General features: G+C 70.2%; 14 protein-coding genes. 9 read left to right on the top strand and 5 right to left on the bottom strand.

The genetic code is table 11. The annotated features are described in order from the left end of the window. Positions 1-2 precede the first annotated feature (2 nt). From pafA to HUN08_RS09660, 3 genes are read left to right on the top strand one after another with little or no spacing between them, the layout of a single operon-like run. Complete coding sequence (gene pafA / locus HUN08_RS09670; RefSeq protein ID WP_124246508.1) at positions 3-1,361, top strand: Pup--protein ligase; 1,359 nt, start codon at positions 3-5, stop codon at positions 1,359-1,361. Positions 1,362-1,377: 16 nt separating this feature from the next. Then, entirely contained in the window at positions 1,378-2,394 is a 1,017-nt protein-coding gene (locus HUN08_RS09665; RefSeq protein WP_124246507.1) for a YafY family protein, read from the top strand. Further along, positions 2,394-3,431, top strand: coding sequence for a YafY family protein (locus HUN08_RS09660; RefSeq protein ID WP_124246506.1), 1,038 nt, complete (start codon positions 2,394-2,396; stop codon positions 3,429-3,431). The genes HUN08_RS09665 and HUN08_RS09660 overlap by 1 nt, the downstream gene beginning before the upstream one ends. 8 nt (positions 3,432-3,439) lie before the next feature. On the opposite strand, the gene HUN08_RS09655 is transcribed toward HUN08_RS09660, so the two are convergent. Further along, positions 3,440-4,240 carry a polysaccharide deacetylase family protein gene (locus tag HUN08_RS09655; protein ID WP_124246505.1) on the bottom strand — a complete coding sequence of 267 codons (801 nt, stop codon included), beginning with the start codon at positions 4,238-4,240 and terminating at the stop codon, positions 3,440-3,442. Positions 4,241-4,337: 97 nt separating this feature from the next. Here HUN08_RS09655 and tatA point away from each other — a divergent pair, with 97 nt between their 5' ends. The 4 genes from tatA (at position 4,338) to HUN08_RS09635 (ending at position 9,177) form a co-directional block, all read left to right on the top strand. After that, positions 4,338-4,586 (top strand): Sec-independent protein translocase subunit TatA, encoded by a 249-nt coding sequence (tatA, locus tag HUN08_RS09650; protein ID WP_124246504.1) that lies wholly within the window; start codon positions 4,338-4,340, stop codon positions 4,584-4,586. Between the two features lie 9 nt (positions 4,587-4,595). Then, positions 4,596-5,567 (top strand): twin-arginine translocase subunit TatC, encoded by a 972-nt coding sequence (gene tatC, locus HUN08_RS09645; RefSeq protein WP_124246503.1) that lies wholly within the window; start codon positions 4,596-4,598, stop codon positions 5,565-5,567. 3 nt (positions 5,568-5,570) lie between these two features. Then, the gene (locus HUN08_RS09640; RefSeq protein WP_124246502.1) at positions 5,571-8,405 is read left to right on the top strand and encodes an RNA helicase; all 2,835 of its coding nucleotides are present in this window, start codon (positions 5,571-5,573) and stop codon (positions 8,403-8,405) included. Between the two features lie 73 nt (positions 8,406-8,478). Beyond that, on the top strand, positions 8,479-9,177 hold the full coding sequence (locus HUN08_RS09635) for a DUF4333 domain-containing protein (protein ID WP_124246501.1): 699 nt from the start codon (positions 8,479-8,481) through the stop codon (positions 9,175-9,177). A gap of 37 nt (positions 9,178-9,214) precedes the next feature. Here HUN08_RS09635 and HUN08_RS09630 read toward each other — a convergent pair whose 3' ends face one another. Then, positions 9,215-10,144, bottom strand: coding sequence for a 5'-3' exonuclease (locus tag HUN08_RS09630; protein WP_124246641.1), 930 nt, complete (start codon positions 10,142-10,144; stop codon positions 9,215-9,217). A 64-nt stretch (positions 10,145-10,208) separates the two neighbouring features. On the opposite strand from HUN08_RS09630, the gene HUN08_RS09625 reads away from it, so the two are divergent. Then, complete coding sequence (locus tag HUN08_RS09625) at positions 10,209-11,507, top strand: MFS transporter (RefSeq protein WP_301546656.1); 1,299 nt, start codon at positions 10,209-10,211, stop codon at positions 11,505-11,507. On the opposite strand, the gene HUN08_RS09620 is transcribed toward HUN08_RS09625, so the two are convergent. Beyond that, positions 11,442-12,224, bottom strand: coding sequence for a PIG-L family deacetylase (locus HUN08_RS09620; RefSeq protein ID WP_124246500.1), 783 nt, complete (start codon positions 12,222-12,224; stop codon positions 11,442-11,444). The two genes, HUN08_RS09625 and HUN08_RS09620, sit on opposite strands and share 66 nt — an antisense overlap. A gap of 105 nt (positions 12,225-12,329) precedes the next feature. Here HUN08_RS09620 and htpG point away from each other — a divergent pair, with 105 nt between their 5' ends. Further along, the gene (gene htpG, locus HUN08_RS09615) at positions 12,330-14,321 is read left to right on the top strand and encodes a molecular chaperone HtpG (RefSeq protein WP_124246499.1); all 1,992 of its coding nucleotides are present in this window, start codon (positions 12,330-12,332) and stop codon (positions 14,319-14,321) included. Positions 14,322-14,324: 3 nt separating this feature from the next. Here the strand turns inward: htpG and HUN08_RS09610 are convergent, their stop codons facing one another. Together HUN08_RS09610 and HUN08_RS09605 are read right to left on the bottom strand one after the other, a co-directional pair. Next, entirely contained in the window at positions 14,325-15,269 is a 945-nt protein-coding gene (locus tag HUN08_RS09610; RefSeq protein WP_124246498.1) for an N-acetylglucosamine kinase, read from the bottom strand. Positions 15,270-15,271: 2 nt separating this feature from the next. Further along, on the bottom strand, positions 15,272-16,102 hold the full coding sequence (locus HUN08_RS09605) for a crotonase/enoyl-CoA hydratase family protein (protein ID WP_124246497.1): 831 nt from the start codon (positions 16,100-16,102) through the stop codon (positions 15,272-15,274). Positions 16,103-16,192 lie beyond the last annotated feature (90 nt).

Below are 16,192 nucleotides of genomic sequence, written 5' to 3'. Positions count from 1 at the left end.
CGATGCAGCGCCGGATCATGGGGATCGAGACCGAGTTCGGGGTGACCTGCACCTTCCGCGGGCATCGGCGGCTGAGCCCGGACGAAGTGGCACGCTACCTGTTCCGCCGGGTGGTGTCGTGGGGCCGCTCGTCGAACGTCTTCCTCGACAACGGCTCGCGGCTCTATCTCGACGTCGGCTCCCACCCCGAGTACGCCACCGCCGAGTGCGACGACCTGCGCACCCTCATCACCCACGACCGGGCCGGTGAGCGGATTCTGGTCGACCTGCTGCTCGACGCGCAGAACAGGTTGGCCGACGAGGGGATCGGCGGCGACATCTATCTGTTCAAGAACAACACCGACTCGGCGGGCAACTCCTACGGCTGCCACGAGAACTTCCTCGTCGTCCGGTCCGGCGAGTTCTCCCGGATCTCCGACGTGCTGTTGCCCTTCCTGGTGACGCGCCAGCTGATCTGCGGTGCGGGCAAGGTGCTCGCCGCGCCGAGTTCGGCGCAGTTCTGCCTCTCCCAGCGCGCCGAACACATCTGGGAGGGCGTGTCGAGCGCGACGACGCGGTCGCGGCCGATCATCAATACCCGCGACGAGCCCCACGCCGACGCCGAGAAGTATCGGCGCCTGCACGTCATCGTCGGCGATTCGAATATGGCCGAGCCGACCACGATGCTCAAGGTCGGTTCCGCCCTGCTGGTGTTGGAGATGATCGAGGCCGGGGTCAGCTTCCGCGACTTCGCCCTGGACAACCCGATTCGGGCGATCCGCGAGATCAGCCACGACCCCACCGGGCGGCGCACCGTGCGGCTGGCCGGCGGGCGCGAGGCCAGTGCCCTCGACATCCAGCGCGAATACCACGCGCGGGCCGTGGACCATATGGCCAAGCGCGGCCCCGACGAGATGCTGGATCGCGTCGTCGACCTGTGGGGCCGCATTCTGGACGCGGTGGAGAGCGACGATTTCTCGAAGGTCGACACCGAGATCGACTGGGTCATCAAGCGCAAGCTGTTCAACCGGTATCTGGACCGCCTCGACACCGATCTCGGCGACCCGAAGATCGCCCAGCTCGACCTGGCCTATCACGACATCCTGCCCGGCCGCGGCATCGCCGACCTGCTGACGCGCAAGGGGCTGATCTCGCGAGTGACCACCGACGAGGAGATCGACGCCGCGGTCCACCTGCCCCCGCAGACCACGCGGGCCAAGCTGCGCGGCGAGTTCATCAGCGCCGCCCAGGCGGCGGGCCGTGACTTCACCGTCGACTGGGTGCATCTCAAGCTCAACGACCAGGCGCAGCGGACCGTCCTTTGCAAGGACCCGTTCCGGTCGGTGGACGAGCGCGTCGATCGCCTGATCGCGTCGATGTGACCCTTACGCTGGATCCGTGCCGAAACCCGCTCCGAAACCCGCGCGCAAACGCGAGAAGGTCGAGCGGCAGCTCAACCTGGTGATCTGCCTGCTGTCGACCAACCAATACGTGTCCGCCGAATACATCCGGCGCAACGTGGGCGGCTACTACGAGAACGACAGCACCGACGACGCCTTCTTCCGCATGTTCGAGCGCGACAAGGCCGACCTGCGCGACCTGGGCATCCCGCTGATCACCGGACCGACGTCGGGATTCGGGGAGAACGAGGACGGCTACCGCATCGACCGGGAGCGCTACGAGCTGCCCGACATCCACCTGGAGCCCGCGGAGGGTGCGGCGGTGGCACTGGCCACCGCGCTGTGGGACAGCTCGGAGGTCGCCGCCATCGCCCAGAGTGCCGCGCTCAAGCTGCGTGCCGCGGGGATCGACGTCTCGGCCGACCAGGAGTGGGATGTCACCGGTGCCACCGCCGGACGCGGTTCCGGCGACGAGCTGGTACTGCGCGAACTCCTGGAGGCGAGCACCGCGCGCCGCGCGGTGGAGATGACCTTCCAGCGCCCCGGTACGACGGCCACGGTGCGGCGACTGGAGCCGTGGGGTGTCGTCACCCATCGCGGCCGGTGGTATGTAGTCGGCCGGGATCGCGATCGCGACGAGCGGCGCACCTTCCGGTTGTCGCGCATCACGGCGGTGACGCAGGTCGGCAAGGCCGGGGCGTTCACCGCCGACACCGCGCCCGGGGAATTGCGCGCGCTGGTGGCCGAGTCGGTGGACCAGGCGTTCCGGGAGGATTCGGTACGCGCCCGGGTGTGGGTGGCGGCCGATCGTGCCGCCGGGCTGCGCCGGTTGGCATCGGATTCCGCACCGGCGGAATTCGACGGCGCCCCCGGGGACGAACTGGTCATCGAGTTCGACTCGACCTCGGCGCTGGTCCGCACCATTTGCAGCGCCGGGCCCGATGCGGTGGTCCTCGAACCGGAGTCGCTGCGCGGGCGGGTCGTCGCCGCACTCGACGCGATGGCGGCGCTCTGATGGCCGGCGGATCGGTCTCGCGGTTCTCGCGGCTGCTGGCGATGGTTCCCTATCTGACGGCGCGGCAGGGAATCGGACTCGACGAGGCCGCCGCCGAGCTGGGGATCACTCCGGCACAGCTGACCAAGGACATCGAGCAGCTGTTCGTCTGCGGCCACCGCAGCGGCGGCTTCGAGGACCTGATCGACGTGCAATACGACTCCGGTCACGTGCGCGTCGAGTTCACCGCGGGGATGGATCGCCCGCTGCGCCTGACCGGCGCCGAGGCGGCCCTGCTGCAGACGGCGCTGGCCACCCTCGCCGACATCCGCGGGGTGGACGGCGACGCCACCCGCGGCGCGATGGCCAAGATCGAAGCCGCGATGGCGGTGCCGGTCCGGCCCAAGAAGATGGGGTTGCGCGCGCGGGGCGAGGAACTCGAGCGCCGAGCACGGCGAGAAGCGGAGGCGCGCGCCGGCGACACCGACGCGCGCGGAGCCGAGGACTCGGGTGGTGTCACTCCCGACGACGAGGTCCACGCCGCGCTGCGCGGTCGCCGTGCGCTGCGCCTGCGCTACTACACCCCCTCGCGGGACTCGGTCAGCGAGCGCGTCGTCGACCCGATCCAGGTGCGCCTGATCGACGGGCACGCCTACCTGCAGGCGTGGTGCCGGCGGTCGGAGGACACCCGCCTGTTCCGGTTCGACCGGATCGAGGCGGCGGAGCGGCTCGACGAGCCGTCGGCACCGCCCGCCGGGATCGCCGCGACGACCGGGCCGGAGGGCTGGGAGGGGCAGGACCTGCCGTCGGCGGAGGTCGAGATCGACCGCGACGTCCTGTGGGTGATCGAGAACTATCTGATCGATCCGGTCGGGGATCCGGCCGGATCGCCCGGGGAGGAATCGGGGCCGGTCCGGGCACGGATCCGCTACGGATCGCCGGAATGGCTGGTGCGGTTCGTGCTGGGCTTCGGCGGCGCCATCCGCATCGTCGACGAGCCGGAGATCGCGGCCCGGGTGCGCGAACGCGCCGCGGCCGCCCGCGCCCGCTACCGCTAGGGAACCCGTTACCAGCGGGGCAGCGCCACCGGCAGCGGACCTGTTCCGAGGGCTTCGTCCAGGGTGACGAACCGCCACCCCTGCGCCAGCATCCGCGGCAGCGCCTCGGTCAGTGCGGCGTCGATGCCGGACCCCGGATGATTCATGTGGTCCAGGACGATCGAACCCGGGCGGGCAGCGGCGAGGGCGACCTCGATGGTCGCCGGGCGGGCGGTCGCACCGGCGTCGCCGTTCACGGTGAATCCGACCGGTGTCTCGCCTGCGTCGTGGACGATCTGCACGCCGACGTCGTCGTAGTGGGCGGTGCCGGTGCGGAACCAGCGGGGCGGGCGACCGGTGATCCGGGCGATCTTCTCGTGGTTGCGGACCACCTCGTCGCGCGCCTCCCCGGGGGAGCGGGTGCCGGCGATTCCGTATGCGCTGCGCCCGGTGACCGATAGGGGTACGTGACGGGTGCCGTGGTTGCCTATGTCGAAGAGCGGATCGGCGGCCAGTCGTCGGGTCATCTGCCGGTTGGCATCGATCCAGTGGCCGTTGAGGAACAGTGTCGCCGGGACGCGGTGGCGTGCGAGGACGTCCAGGACGGCCATGTCGCAGGCTCCGGAACAGGCGTCGAAGGTCAGGGCCACCTCGCGTCCGCTCGGACGAAAGGAGGAGACGATCCCCGGCATCGACATCCCCCACCGGGTCGGGGAGCCGTATCGCCGGTGGTCGCCGGCCGTCGCCTCCGCGGCCGGGCGCAGCCCAACGCCGAGGGCCCCGGCGGCGGCCAGGCCGACGCCCGCGCGCAACAGATTTCGTCGATGCATTCGTCAGATCGTAGCGGCACGGACGGCGCGGACCGGTTCGGCGCCACGTGTCGCGTAGACTGACCTACGAGTCTCTTACTGCTTCGAGGAGTTTGTCATGTGGGGCCTAACGCCGACGCACCTCATCATCGTCTTGATCGTGTTCCTGGTTCTGTTCGGCGCGGGCAAACTTCCCGCCGCGGCCCGCGGACTGGGCCAGTCGCTGCGCGTGTTCAAGAGCGAGATGCGCGAGATGAGCCACGACGGCGACGACGAGCCCGCCGAGAAGGCGCAGCGCGAACTGCCGCCGGCCGAGAAGGCCGCGGATAGCGCCGCGGACCCCTCCTCGGAGAAGAAGACGGCCTGATCCTCCCCGGTGCGCATCCCCCTCGACCCTCGGCAGCGCCGTAGCAAGGTCAATCCCGACGGCACCATGTCTTTGGTGGACCACCTGCGCGAGCTGCGCAGCCGCCTGATCGTCGCCCTGCTGGCGATCGCGCTGACGACCATCATCGGCTTCATCTGGTATTCGCACGGGGTATGGCGGCTGGAATCCCTCGGCGAGCTGCTGCGCGGCCCCTACTGCAGCCTGCCGGACAACCTGCGCGCCTCCTTCTCGCCGGACGGCCAATGCCGACTGCTGGCCACCGGGCCGTTCGACCAGTTCATGCTGCGACTGAAGGTGGGGCTCACCGCCGGAATCGTGCTGGCCGCACCGGTGTGGCTCTTCGAGCTGTGGCGGTTCATCACCCCGGCGCTGCACAAGAACGAGCGCCGCTATGCCGCGGCCTTCGTCATCCCGGCCAGCCTGCTGTTCTTCGCGGGCGCGCTGCTGGCCTACATGGTGGTGTCCAAGGCCTTCAAGTTCCTGCTGAGCGTCGGCAGCGACGTGCAGACCACCGCATTGGACGGCAGCAAGTATTTCTCGTTCGTGATCGACCTGTTGATCATCTTCGGGCTCAGCTTCGAACTGCCGGTGCTGTTGGTGGCGCTCAACCTGACCGGCATCCTCACCTATGAGCGGCTGCGGAAATGGCGGCGAGGCCTGGTGTTCGGGATGTTCGTCTTCGCCGCCATGATCACCCCCGGGTCGGACCCGTTCACGATGACGGCCCTCGCGGTGGCGCTCACCGTGCTGCTCGAGTGCGCGATCCAGATCTCCCGGTTCAACGACAAACGCCGGGCCCGGCGCCGCGCCGCGGCGGAGGTCGCGGCCGGGACGGCCAGTCCGCTGCCGCCGCCGAGCCCGCGCCCCGATGCCGCGCCGCTCGCCGCATCGGCCGCCGCTGGCGCGGGCACCGCCCGGGAATCGACTCGCGACGCGCGGAACTTCGATGACATCCTGTAGGCGATGACCACCGAATCGGGTTCCCCCACCGCCTTCGCACCGGAATCCGCGTTGACCGACTTCGCGGCCGGGCTCGACTTCGCCCTCGACGATTTCCAGCGCCGCGCCTGCACGGCACTCGCCGCCGGCCACGGCGTGCTCGTCTGCGCGCCCACCGGCGCGGGCAAGACCATCGTCGGTGAATTCGCGGTACATCTCGCGCTGGCCACCGGGACCAAGTGCTTCTACACGACGCCGATCAAGGCGTTGAGCAACCAGAAATTCCACGACCTGGTCGCGGTACACGGCGCAGGAAACGTCGGCCTGTTGACCGGCGACAGCTCGATCAACCCGGACGCGCCGGTCGTGGTGATGACCACCGAGGTCGTGCGCAACATGATCTACGCCGGGTCGAGCGCGTTGCTGGGACTGTCCTACGTCGTCATGGACGAAGTCCACTTCCTGGCCGACCGCTTCCGCGGGGCCGTCTGGGAGGAGGTCATCCTGCACCTCGACCCGTCGGTGCGGGTGGTCAGCCTCTCGGCCACCGTGTCCAACTCGGAGGAGTTCGGCGCGTGGATCCAGACCGTCCGCGGCGACACCACGGTCATCGTCGACGAGATCCGCCCGGTGCCGCTGTGGCAGCACATGTTGGTCGGGAACAGGCTGTTCGACCTGTACGACCCGGCGTCGGTCGGTGCGGGCAAGCCACGGGTCAATCCCGAGCTGACACGCTATATCGCCCACCGCGACCTGGCGTCGGCGAGCCGGCGTGAGGACGGCGACGATCGCGGACCGAGGCGCGGTCGGGGCCGGGGCGGTGCCGGACGCGCGGGGCGGGGCCGGGGCGAGGGCGGCCGACAGGCCGGAACCCGGCCGGTGTCGCGGCCCGACATGGTGACCCGGCTCGACCGCGAGGGGTTGCTGCCCGCCATCGATTTCATCTTCTCCCGCGCCGGATGCGACGGAGCCCTCGCCCAATGCGTGCGCTCGGGCATCAACCTGCTCGACGAGGAGCAGCGCGCCGAGGCGCTGGAGATCGTCGACCGCCACCTGGCCGAACTCTCGCCGGTCGACGCCGACGTGATCGGGGCCGACCAGTGGCGGCTGGGGATCAGCCGGGGATTCGCGGCCCACCACGCCGGGCTGCTCCCGGTGTTCCGGCACGCCGTCGAGGAGCTGTTCGTGCGCGGTCTGGTCCGCGTCGTCTTCGCCACCGAGACCCTGGCGCTGGGCATCAACATGCCGGCGCGCTCGGTCGTGTTGGAGCGCCTGGTCAAATACAACGGCGAGGCACATGTCGACCTCACCCCGGGCGAGTTCACCCAGCTGACCGGTCGGGCCGGGCGCCGCGGGATCGACACCGAGGGCCACGCGGTCGTCGTGTGGACGCCGCAGATCCGGGTCGCCGAGGTGGCCGGATTGGCCGGTGCGCGCACCTTCGCCCTGCGCAGCTCCTTCTCACCCGAATACAACATGGCGGTCAACCTGATCGACCGACTCGGCCGCGCCGGGTCGCGGGAGCTGCTGCTGCGGTCGTTCGCGCAATTCCAAGCCGACCGCTCGGTGGTGGGACGCGCCCGCAAACTCGACGGGCTGCGCCACGAGCTGCGCAAGGTCGACGGCGAGTTGGCGCGTGCGGCGCAACAGCGCGGCATCGACGACGGGGACGGCGACTCGGAGGACCTGTACCGCGGATTCGTCGGCTACATGGAACTGCGCGAGGACATCCGGCGCCGCGAGCGGGAGTTGGCGCAGTCGAGGCGCACGGACGCGCAGGTGGACATCGCCGAAGACCTCGCCGCCCTCAAGCGCGGACAGATCATCGGCCTCTACGGCAACAAGCACCGCGGGGTGGCCGTCGTCGTGGAAGCCGCCCAGGACGTCGTCGACCCCAAACCGATGGTCCTCACCCAGGACGGGTGGTGCGGCCGGGTCGGCGCCCGCGACTTCCTCAACGGCCCCGAGGTGCTCGGGAACATGCGGCTGGCCAAACACATCGACCGCCGCACCGGGCGCGGGCGCCGCGACCTGGCGTCGGCCCTGCGGGCGACCGGGGTGACGCTGCCCAAGGGCAAGCAGCGCAAGCGTGCCACGGCCGCCGACGACGCCCAGCTGCGGGATCTGCGGTCCCGGTTGCGCGCGCATCCGGCCCACACCGCCGACGACGTCGAGGAGCTGACCCGGTTGGCGCAGCGCCGCAACCGGCTGCTGCGGGAGGTGCGGGGGCTGGAATCCGAGATCGACGAGCGGACGTCGGAATTGAGCGTCACCTTCGACAAGGTCGTCGCGGTGCTGCTCGAACTGGGGTATCTGGCGCAGGAGGGCGACTCGGTGACCGATGCCGGCATGCGTCTGCGCTCGATCTACAGCGAGAGCGACCTGCTCGTCAGCGAATGTCTGCGGGAGGGTGTGTGGGACGGCTTGTCGGCGGCCGAGCTGGCGGCCGTCGTCGCGAGCCTGGTGTACACGTCGCGGCGGGATTCGGCGTCGCCAACCGACCGGATGCCCGGATCGGCGGCATTGCGCGGCGCGCTGGCCGATACCGCGCGGATTTGGCGCGACGTCGTCGAGGTCGAGCTGCGCCACGGCGTCACCCCCACCAGGGAGCCGGACACCGGGTTCTCGGTGGCCGCCGCCATGTGGGCGTCGGGTCGGTCGTTGGCCGAATCGTTGATGGCGGCGGGGGAGGCGGGCCAACTGCTCTCGCCCGGTGATTTCGTGCGGTGGAACCGACAGGTCATCGACCTGCTCGACCAGATCGCCGGGTGCGCCGGGAGCGGCGAGCGGGTCGCCGCGACGGCGATCGCCGCCATTCGGGCGATCCGTCGGGGTGTGGTCGCCGTCGAGATCGGGTGACGTGGGGTAGCGTTGCAATCCTGCGCCACCGGTCGTGACCGGGGCGCGCGCGTCGTCGATAAGGGAGGAATCTATGACCGAGCCGCAGCAGCCCACCCCGGGCAGCGCGAATACCGACCCGAGTGAAGAGATCACGCAGGTCGTGTCGTCACCGGCCGCCCCGAGCCAGCCGGCGACCGGCTCGTTGCCGGTGCAACCGGATCCGCAGGCCCCCGCCCAATTCGGCCAGCCCCAGTACCCCGGCGCCCAGTACCCGGCCGGCGCGGTCCAGCCGGGTCAGCAGTATCCGGCCGGCGGGCAGTTCGGCCAACCGCAGCCGGCCCAGTCCTACGGTCAGCCCGGGCAGCAGTTCGCGCAGCCGGCCCAGGCCTACGGCCAGCAGGCGCAGCAGTTCGGCCAGGCCGCGCCGTACGGGCAACCGTTCCCCGGGGCGGTGCCCGGTGCCAAGAAGTCGAACGGCCTGAAAGTGGCCCTGTTCTCGGTCCTCGGCGTCGTGGTGCTCGGCGCGATCGTGCTGTTCACCGCCTTCGTGGCGCCCGGGTGGGCGCCCAAGAAGCTGACGCAGTCCGGGGCCGAACGCGGTGTCCGCCAGATTCTGAGCACCGACTACCAGGTCAAAGACGTCGCCAATGTCAGCTGCCCAGCCGCCACACCGGTCAAGAAGGGTTCGACCTTCAACTGCACGGTGAACATCGACGGTCGGCGCCAGACGGTGCCGATCACCTTCCTGGACAACAAGGGCGGCTTCGAAGTCGGCGCACCGCACGACTGACCGGTCGCTCGAGTGTCGCGGGGCAGCGGAGACGCGGTCAGCGGCCCCATCCCAGTGCGTCTCCCAGACGTCCCACGGCTGATTCGACGCCCAGTTCGGCGGCCAGCCGCGTCAGCCCCTGCTCGTCGGCGGGATGCGCCGGCAGCAGGTCGTCGTCGGCCTCGACGAGGTCGGCATCGGTCTTGACGAATACCACGGTCCGGGCGGCGGCCAGGTAGTCCGCGGAATCCACCAGTGCGGTCCGCACACGTGGCCGCAGCGCGGACCGCGGATCGGTGGCCGCCGCTTCCAGCGCGTCGAGGCCGCCGTATTCGACGATGAGCTTGGCGGCGGTCTTCTCGCCGATCCCGGGCACGCCGGGAAGTCCGTCGGACGGGTCGCCGCGCAGCATGGACATCTCGGCGTAGTCGGCACCCGCGCGCGTCTGCGTCACCCCGTATCGCTGCGCGACCTCCGCCGGTCCGAGGATCGTGGCCTTCGCCAGCCCCTGGCCGACGTAGAGGACGCGGACGTCGACCGGGTCGTCGGCGACGACCTGCAACAGGTCGCGGTCGCCGCTGACCACGAGAACCGGGTCGACCGCCTCGTCGGCGGCCAGCGTCCCGATGACGTCGTCTGCCTCACACCCGGGTGCGCCCGCCGTCGCGATTCCCGCACAGCGCAGCGCCGTCAGAATCATGTCGACCTGCGGGGTCAGGGTGTCGGGCACTTCCTCGACGCTGACCCCGTCGTGCTCCTGCGCGACGCGGTGCGCCTTGTAGGAGGGGATCGCGTCGGTCCGGAAGGTCGGGCGCCAGTCGAGGTCGAGACAGACCACGAGCCGGGCCGGCTGATGCTTGGTCACCAGAGCGGCGATGGTGTCGAGGAATCCGCGCACCGCGTTGACCGGCCGTCCGTCGGGCGAGGTGACCTTCTCCGGGATCGCGTAGAAGGAGCGGAACCACAGGCTTGCACCGTCGAGCAGCATCAGGGGGGCCATGCGTCACAGTCTGGCACGGGGTGGGCGAACCGGACACGAGTAGGTTGGAAGGATGGCGCGTTGGGAATCGAAGATGTTCGCTTCGCTCTCGCACCGTAACTACCGCATCTACTTCACCGGCGCCGTGATCTCCAACATCGGCACCTGGATTCAGCGCGTCGCGCAGGACTGGCTGGTGCTGGAACTCTCGCACCACTCGGCCGTCGCGATCGGCGTCACCACCGCGCTGCAGTTCCTTCCAGCGCTGGTGCTCTCGCCGGCCGGTGGGCTTCTCGCCGACCGGATGGACAAGCGGCTGCTGCTGGCGTTGACGCAGTCGTGGATGGCCGTCTCCTCCCTGGTGCTCGGACTGCTGGCGGTGAGCGGGGTCGCGCAGACGTGGCACGTGTATCTCATCGCCTTCGTCTTCGGCATCGGATCGGCCGTCGACGTGCCCGCCCGCCAGGCCTTCGTCACCGAGGTGGCCGGACGGGACAACCTGACCAACGCCATCGGCCTCAACAGCGCCTCCTTCAACGCGGCCAGGCTGATCGGCCCAGGGGTGGCCGGTCTCATCATCGCCGCCTGGGGCAGCGGCTGGGCGATCCTGACCAATGCGCTGAGCTATGTCGCCATGCTCGTCGCCCTGGCGCTGCTCGACACCGACGAACTGGAACGGCCGGAGCGGGTGACGCGGGCCAAAGGGCAGGTGCGCGAAGGGTTCCGCTATGTCGCGGCGCGCCCGGAACTCCTGATCGCCCTCGGCGTCGGGTTCGCCGTCGGCACCTTCGCCCTGAACTTCCAGCTGACCAACGCGGTGATGGTGAGCAACGAGTTCAAGTTGGGCGCCGAGTCCTACGGATTGGCCGGCTCGGTCATGGGCATCGGGTCGTTGGCCGGCGCGCTCATCGCTGCCCGGCGCGCGCAGGCCCCGCCGCTGCGCTACGTGGTGGGCGCCTCGCTGGTCTTCGCCCTGCTGCTCGGAATCCTCGGCTTCATGCCCGACTATCCGGCCTACCTGGTCCTCCTGCCCCTCGTCGGGCTGGCCGGGCTGCTCACCATGACGGCCACCAACATGTTCGTGCAGACCACCACCGATCCGATGCTCCGCGGACGGGTGATGGCGCTCTACGCGATGGTGATGATGGGCGGCACCCCGCTCGGTGCACCGCTGATGGGCTGGTTCGCGCAGGTCCTGGGTCCGCGCGCGCCGCTGTGGGGCGGGGCGTTACTGCAGGTGGTGACGATCGCCGTCGTGGTCGGCGTCGTGCGGTTGCGGGTCCGGGGCGCCGCGCCGCCGCCGGAGTCAGAGCAGCAGGTCGCGTCCCCCGCGGACCAGGTCGCGGCGCAGGTAGCACTCCCACCCGAGTAGGTCGGCCCGGGTCTGCTCGTCGAGGTCCCGGATCGCCCGCAGCGTCCGGCTCCGGGCGAACTCGGTGCGATGCGCCTGCAACGCGGACCACTTCCGGTCCAGCACGGCGTGGACGTCGACCACGAGGTCGATCCGCGAGTCCGGCGAGCCGATCTCGGCCGCGGGCGGGATCGCCGCCCGCTGATCGCGCGCGGACATGACGCGTTCCCAGGCGCGCCGGGCACGGGATCGGCTCACGGTGACGAGGTAGGCCGAGGAGACCTGCCACGGATCTCCCGCATCCGGGTACAGCAGCGGTTCGGCGGCGGCCTCGGCGGCCGCCAGCGCCAGGCGATGGGTGTGGATGTGATCGGGATGGCCGTAGATGCCGAAGGCGTCGGTGGTGAGGATGATGTCGGGTCGCAGCGCGCGGACGTGGCCGGTCAGCGCGGCCACCTCCTCGTCGAACGGGGCGTCGACGAGGGCGGGTCGCGGTGACGAGTCGGGGACCCCGCCGTCGGCGTAGCCGAGCATGATGGGGTCGCGGGGGAGTCCGAGGGTCCGCAGCGCGTCGACGAGTTCGCCGTGGCGGGGCGCACCGGCGGCCCACGTCGTCGTCACCACGTCGACCTCGGCCCCCTCGGCGCGCAGCCGGGCCATGGTGCCGCCGGTCCAGATGGTCTCGTCGTCGGGATGGGCTTGGACGCACAGCACACGCGGGGGCGGCGGCAACGGCATTGCACCAGCATAGGTGGGAGCAGAAGCCGACCGCTCGCGCTCACTCGGGGTTGCATAGAATGTGCCGCGAAACACCCCGCAGACGTGAGAGGAGAGTCGGCCGCGATGGCAGCAGCACACCAGTCGGAGACCCGCGAATTCCAGGCGGAGACGCGCCAATTGCTCGACCTGATGGTGCACTCGGTGTACTCCAACAAGGACAGCTTCCTGCGCGAGCTGATCTCCAACTCGTCCGACGCCCTGGACAAGCTGCGGTTGGAGTCGTTGCGCGACAAGGATCTCGACGTCGACACCGCGAATCTCCGGATCACGCTGGCCCCGTCGGTCCAGGGGGACGAGCGCACCCTGGTCGTCGCCGACAACGGCATCGGGATGTCGCGGGAGGAGGTGGTCGACCTCATCGGCACGCTCGCCCGCTCCGGCACCGGTGAACTGCGGCGCAAGCTGGCCGAGGCGAAGGACGCGGCCGCCTCCGATGCGCTGATCGGACAGTTCGGCATCGGCTTCTACTCGACGTTCATGGTCGCCGACAAGGTCACCCTCGTCACCCGCAAGGCCGGGGAGGAGACCGGCACCAAGTGGGAGTCGAGCGGTGACGGCACCTACACGCTGGAGACCGTGGACGACGCCCCGCAGGGCACCAGCGTCACGCTGACGCTCAAGCCGGCCGACGCGGAGGACCACCTGCACGACTACGCCGACCCGGCGCAGCTACGCTCGCTGGTGAAGCGCTACTCGGACTTCATCAGTTGGCCGATCCAGATGGCGGCGCCGCTGGCCGTCGACGAGGACGCCGAGGCCGAGGCGCAAGCCGAGGGCACCGCGGCGCCCGACGTGGAATGGGACACCCTGAACTCCGGCAAGGCGCTCTGGGCGCGCTCGCGCGACGAGGTCTCCGACGAGGAGTATGCCGAGTTCTACCGGCACGTGAGCCACGCGTGGGACACCCCGCTCGAGGTCATGACGGTCAAGGCCGAGGGCACCTTCGAGTACGAGGCGCTGCTGTTCCTGCCCACCCAGCCGCCGTTCGACATGTTCATGCCGCAGCACCGCGGCGGCATCCACCTGTACGTCAAGCGCGTGTTCATCATGGACGACGCCGACCTGCTGCCGGAATACCTGCGCTTCGTGACCGGTGTCGTCGATGCCGCCGACCTCTCGTTGAACGTGTCCCGCGAAATCCTGCAACAGGACCGCCAGATCCGGGCGATCCGCCGCCGCCTGACCAAGAAGGTGGTCTCCACCGTCGCCGACCTGCGGTCGTCGCGCCCGGAGGATTACCGCTCGTTCTGGCTGAACTTCGGCCGCGTCTTCAAGGAGGGGTTGGTCAACGACCCCGACAACAAGGAGGCGATCCTCAAGGCGAGCGCCTTCACCTCGACCCACGCCTCCGGCGATCCGGAGGCCGACGGCGAGGCGTTGACGTCGCTGGCCGAGTACGTGGGACGGGCCAAGCCGGGCCAGGACGCGATCTACTACATGACCGGGGAATCACAGCAGCAGATCCGCAACTCCCCGCATATGGAGGCCTTCGCGGCCAAGGGGATCGAGGTGCTGACGCTGTCCGACCCGGTCGACGAGATGTGGGTGGACATGGTCGGGGAGTTCGACGGCCACGCGTTCGTCTCGATCGCCAAGGGCAGCGTCGACCTCGACGCCGACGAGAGCGACGAGGCGAAGGCCGCGGCCGCCGAGGAACTGGAAAAGCAGGGCGAGGAGTTCGCCGGGCTGCTCGAGTGGTTGGGGACGAGTCTCGACGCCGACATCACCGAGGCCAGGCTGTCCTCGCGCCTCACCGACTCGGCTGCCTGCCTGGTCGGCGACGCGCATTCGATGTCGCCGCAGCTGGAGAAGCTGTACCGGGCCTCGGGCCAGCCGGTCCCGCATGTCAAGCGCGCGCTCGAGTTGAACCCGAAGCATCCGCTGGTGACCGGTCTGCGGACCGCGGTGGCCGACGAGGCGGCCCGCGACGCGCTCGTCCCGACCGCAAAGCTGCTCTACGGGATGGCGCTGCTCGCCGAGGGCGGTGAACTCGACGATCCGGCGGCCTTCGCCAAGACGCTGGCCGACCACTTGGCCGCCCAGCTCGGCGGATAGCGTTCAGCGGCCGGCGTAGGCGACCAGGCGGGCGATCGGATGCCCGTCGGGTAGGTCCAGCAGCAGCGACGCCCCGTCGAGCGGGATGCCGTAGGGGTCGCCGGTGGTGACGCCGGGGTGGGCCGCGGTGACGAGTTCCCGGAACCGTGTCTGGAGCCGCGGATTGGTGGTCAGCACCTTGCCCATCCAGCTGACCCGCCAGGCCCCGCCCGGCTGCCAGCCGGCCCCGCGCAGTGCCGCGCCCACCGAGACGGCCAACTCGGCGGCGGCGGCATCGATGATGCGCCCCGCCTCGGCGTCCCCGGCGTCGGCCGCCGACGCCACGACCCTGGCGAAGCCCGCGGTGCGGCGCACGCGCAGCGGATCGCCCTGCACCACCATGTAGATCTCGGGGAGCGGGCCGAACTCGGCCTGCGCGAGACCGGTCAACGTGGTCGCCGGACCGCGACCGTCGAAGGCGCGCAGGGCGGCGTCGACGCCGGCGCGGCCGATCCAATACCCGCTGCCCGCGTCGCCGAACATGCCCCACCCGTCGACCTTGGCGGTGGCGGAACCGACGCCGAGGGTCACGACCCCGGTGCCGGCCGCCACGACGGCGCCCGGCTCGAGTCGATTGGCTGCGAGGAAGGAGGTGACCGAGTCGTGGGCCAGCGCGACGCGGGAGACGCCGAGGGCGGCGCAGGCGACGAGGAGTTCGTCGGGACGGGTGGCCCCGGGGGTCAGCCCGGACACCCCGGCGGCGAGTTCCGAGCCGGGCAGCGTCACGCCGTTGAGCGCGTGCTCGGCGATCTCGGCGACCTGTGGGACGACCGGATGATCGGTGCGGACACCGGCGAGTTCGACGACCGTGGGCTCGGCGCCGCCGGGTTCGGTGATCCGCACCCGCGCACCGGTCTGGCCGCAATCGATCGCGATCCGCGGCCGCGCGGCGGCACCCGTCTCGGACACCGCTACTTCCCCTGGAACTTCGGCGGGCGCTTCTCGAAGACCGCGGTGATCGCCTCGGTGAGGTCTTCGCTGGGCAGGAAGGCCGAGTTCCACGCCGCGACGTAGCGCAGTGAGTCCTCGACCTGGGCGCGCCGGGAGTGGTCGAGCACGGTCTTGGTGCCCTGCACCACCAGCGGGGGCAGCTCGGCGATCTCGCGGGCCGCGGCGCGGGCGCCGGCGAGGAGTGCGTCGGCATCGTCGAACACCTCGTTGACCAGGCCGATCTTCTCGGCGCGTGCGGCGTCGATGTCCTTGCCGGTGAGGGCGAGTTCCCGCAGGTGGCCGTCGCCGACGATCGGGCCGAGGCGGGCCAGCGATCCCATGTCGGCGACGATGGCGACCCGGACCTCGCGAACCGAGAACTTGGCGTCGGCGCTGGCGTAGCGGATGTCGGCGGCGGTGATCAGGTCGACGCCGCCACCGATGCACCAGCCGGACACGGCCGTGATCACGGGTTTGCGGCAGTCGGCGACGGCGTTGATGCCTGCCTGCATCCGCTTGATCATGTCGTGGAATTCGGTGCGCGGACCGGCTTTCGCGCCGTCGGCCATCACGGTGCCGAAGGAACCCGCCATCGCGGCCAGGTCCAGGCCGAAGGAGAAGTGTTTGCCCGATCCGGTGATGATGACCGCGCGCACCGCGGGGTCGGCGTCGAGGGCCCCGAACAGCGGTACGAGTTCACTCCAGAAATCCGGACCCATCGCATTGCCCTTGCCCGGGCCGATCAGGGTTACTTCGGCGATTCCGTCCGCGATCGCGACGTCGAAGGCTTTCCAATCCGAGACTGCGTTCATGTCGGACAACGCTACCCGGCCAGGCGGTGCCGCCCGGCGGAACCCGGCACGTACCGGCCGTCGTCGATCGGACCAAGTTGTAACGTGTTC

It is taken from the genome of Gordonia sp. X0973, assembly GCF_013348785.1.
Lineage (GTDB): Bacteria > Actinomycetota > Actinomycetes > Mycobacteriales > Mycobacteriaceae > Gordonia.
Note: the sequence above shows the minus strand (reverse complement) of the source record. Positions and strands in the feature narration are given on the sequence as shown.

Bases quoted from the DNA above. Each gene is read 5' to 3' on its own strand.
- pafA (WP_124246508.1), top strand. From the start codon at position 3: ATGCAGCGCCGGATCATGGGGATCGAGACCGAGTTCGGGGTGACCTGC.
- HUN08_RS09660 (WP_124246506.1), top strand. From the start codon at position 2,394: ATGGCCGGCGGATCGGTCTCGCGGTTCTCGCGGCTGCTGGCGATGGTT.
- HUN08_RS09655 (WP_124246505.1), bottom strand. From the start codon at position 4,240: ATGCATCGACGAAATCTGTTGCGCGCGGGCGTCGGCCTGGCCGCCGCC.
- tatA (WP_124246504.1), top strand. From the start codon at position 4,338: ATGTGGGGCCTAACGCCGACGCACCTCATCATCGTCTTGATCGTGTTC.
- HUN08_RS09640 (WP_124246502.1), top strand. From the start codon at position 5,571: ATGACCACCGAATCGGGTTCCCCCACCGCCTTCGCACCGGAATCCGCG.
- HUN08_RS09635 (WP_124246501.1), top strand. From the start codon at position 8,479: ATGACCGAGCCGCAGCAGCCCACCCCGGGCAGCGCGAATACCGACCCG.
- HUN08_RS09630 (WP_124246641.1), bottom strand. From the start codon at position 10,144: ATGCTGCTCGACGGTGCAAGCCTGTGGTTCCGCTCCTTCTACGCGATC.
- HUN08_RS09625 (WP_301546656.1), top strand. From the start codon at position 10,209: ATGGCGCGTTGGGAATCGAAGATGTTCGCTTCGCTCTCGCACCGTAAC.
- HUN08_RS09620 (WP_124246500.1), bottom strand. From the start codon at position 12,224: ATGCCGTTGCCGCCGCCCCCGCGTGTGCTGTGCGTCCAAGCCCATCCC.
- htpG (WP_124246499.1), top strand. From the start codon at position 12,330: ATGGCAGCAGCACACCAGTCGGAGACCCGCGAATTCCAGGCGGAGACG.
- HUN08_RS09605 (WP_124246497.1), bottom strand. From the start codon at position 16,102: ATGAACGCAGTCTCGGATTGGAAAGCCTTCGACGTCGCGATCGCGGAC.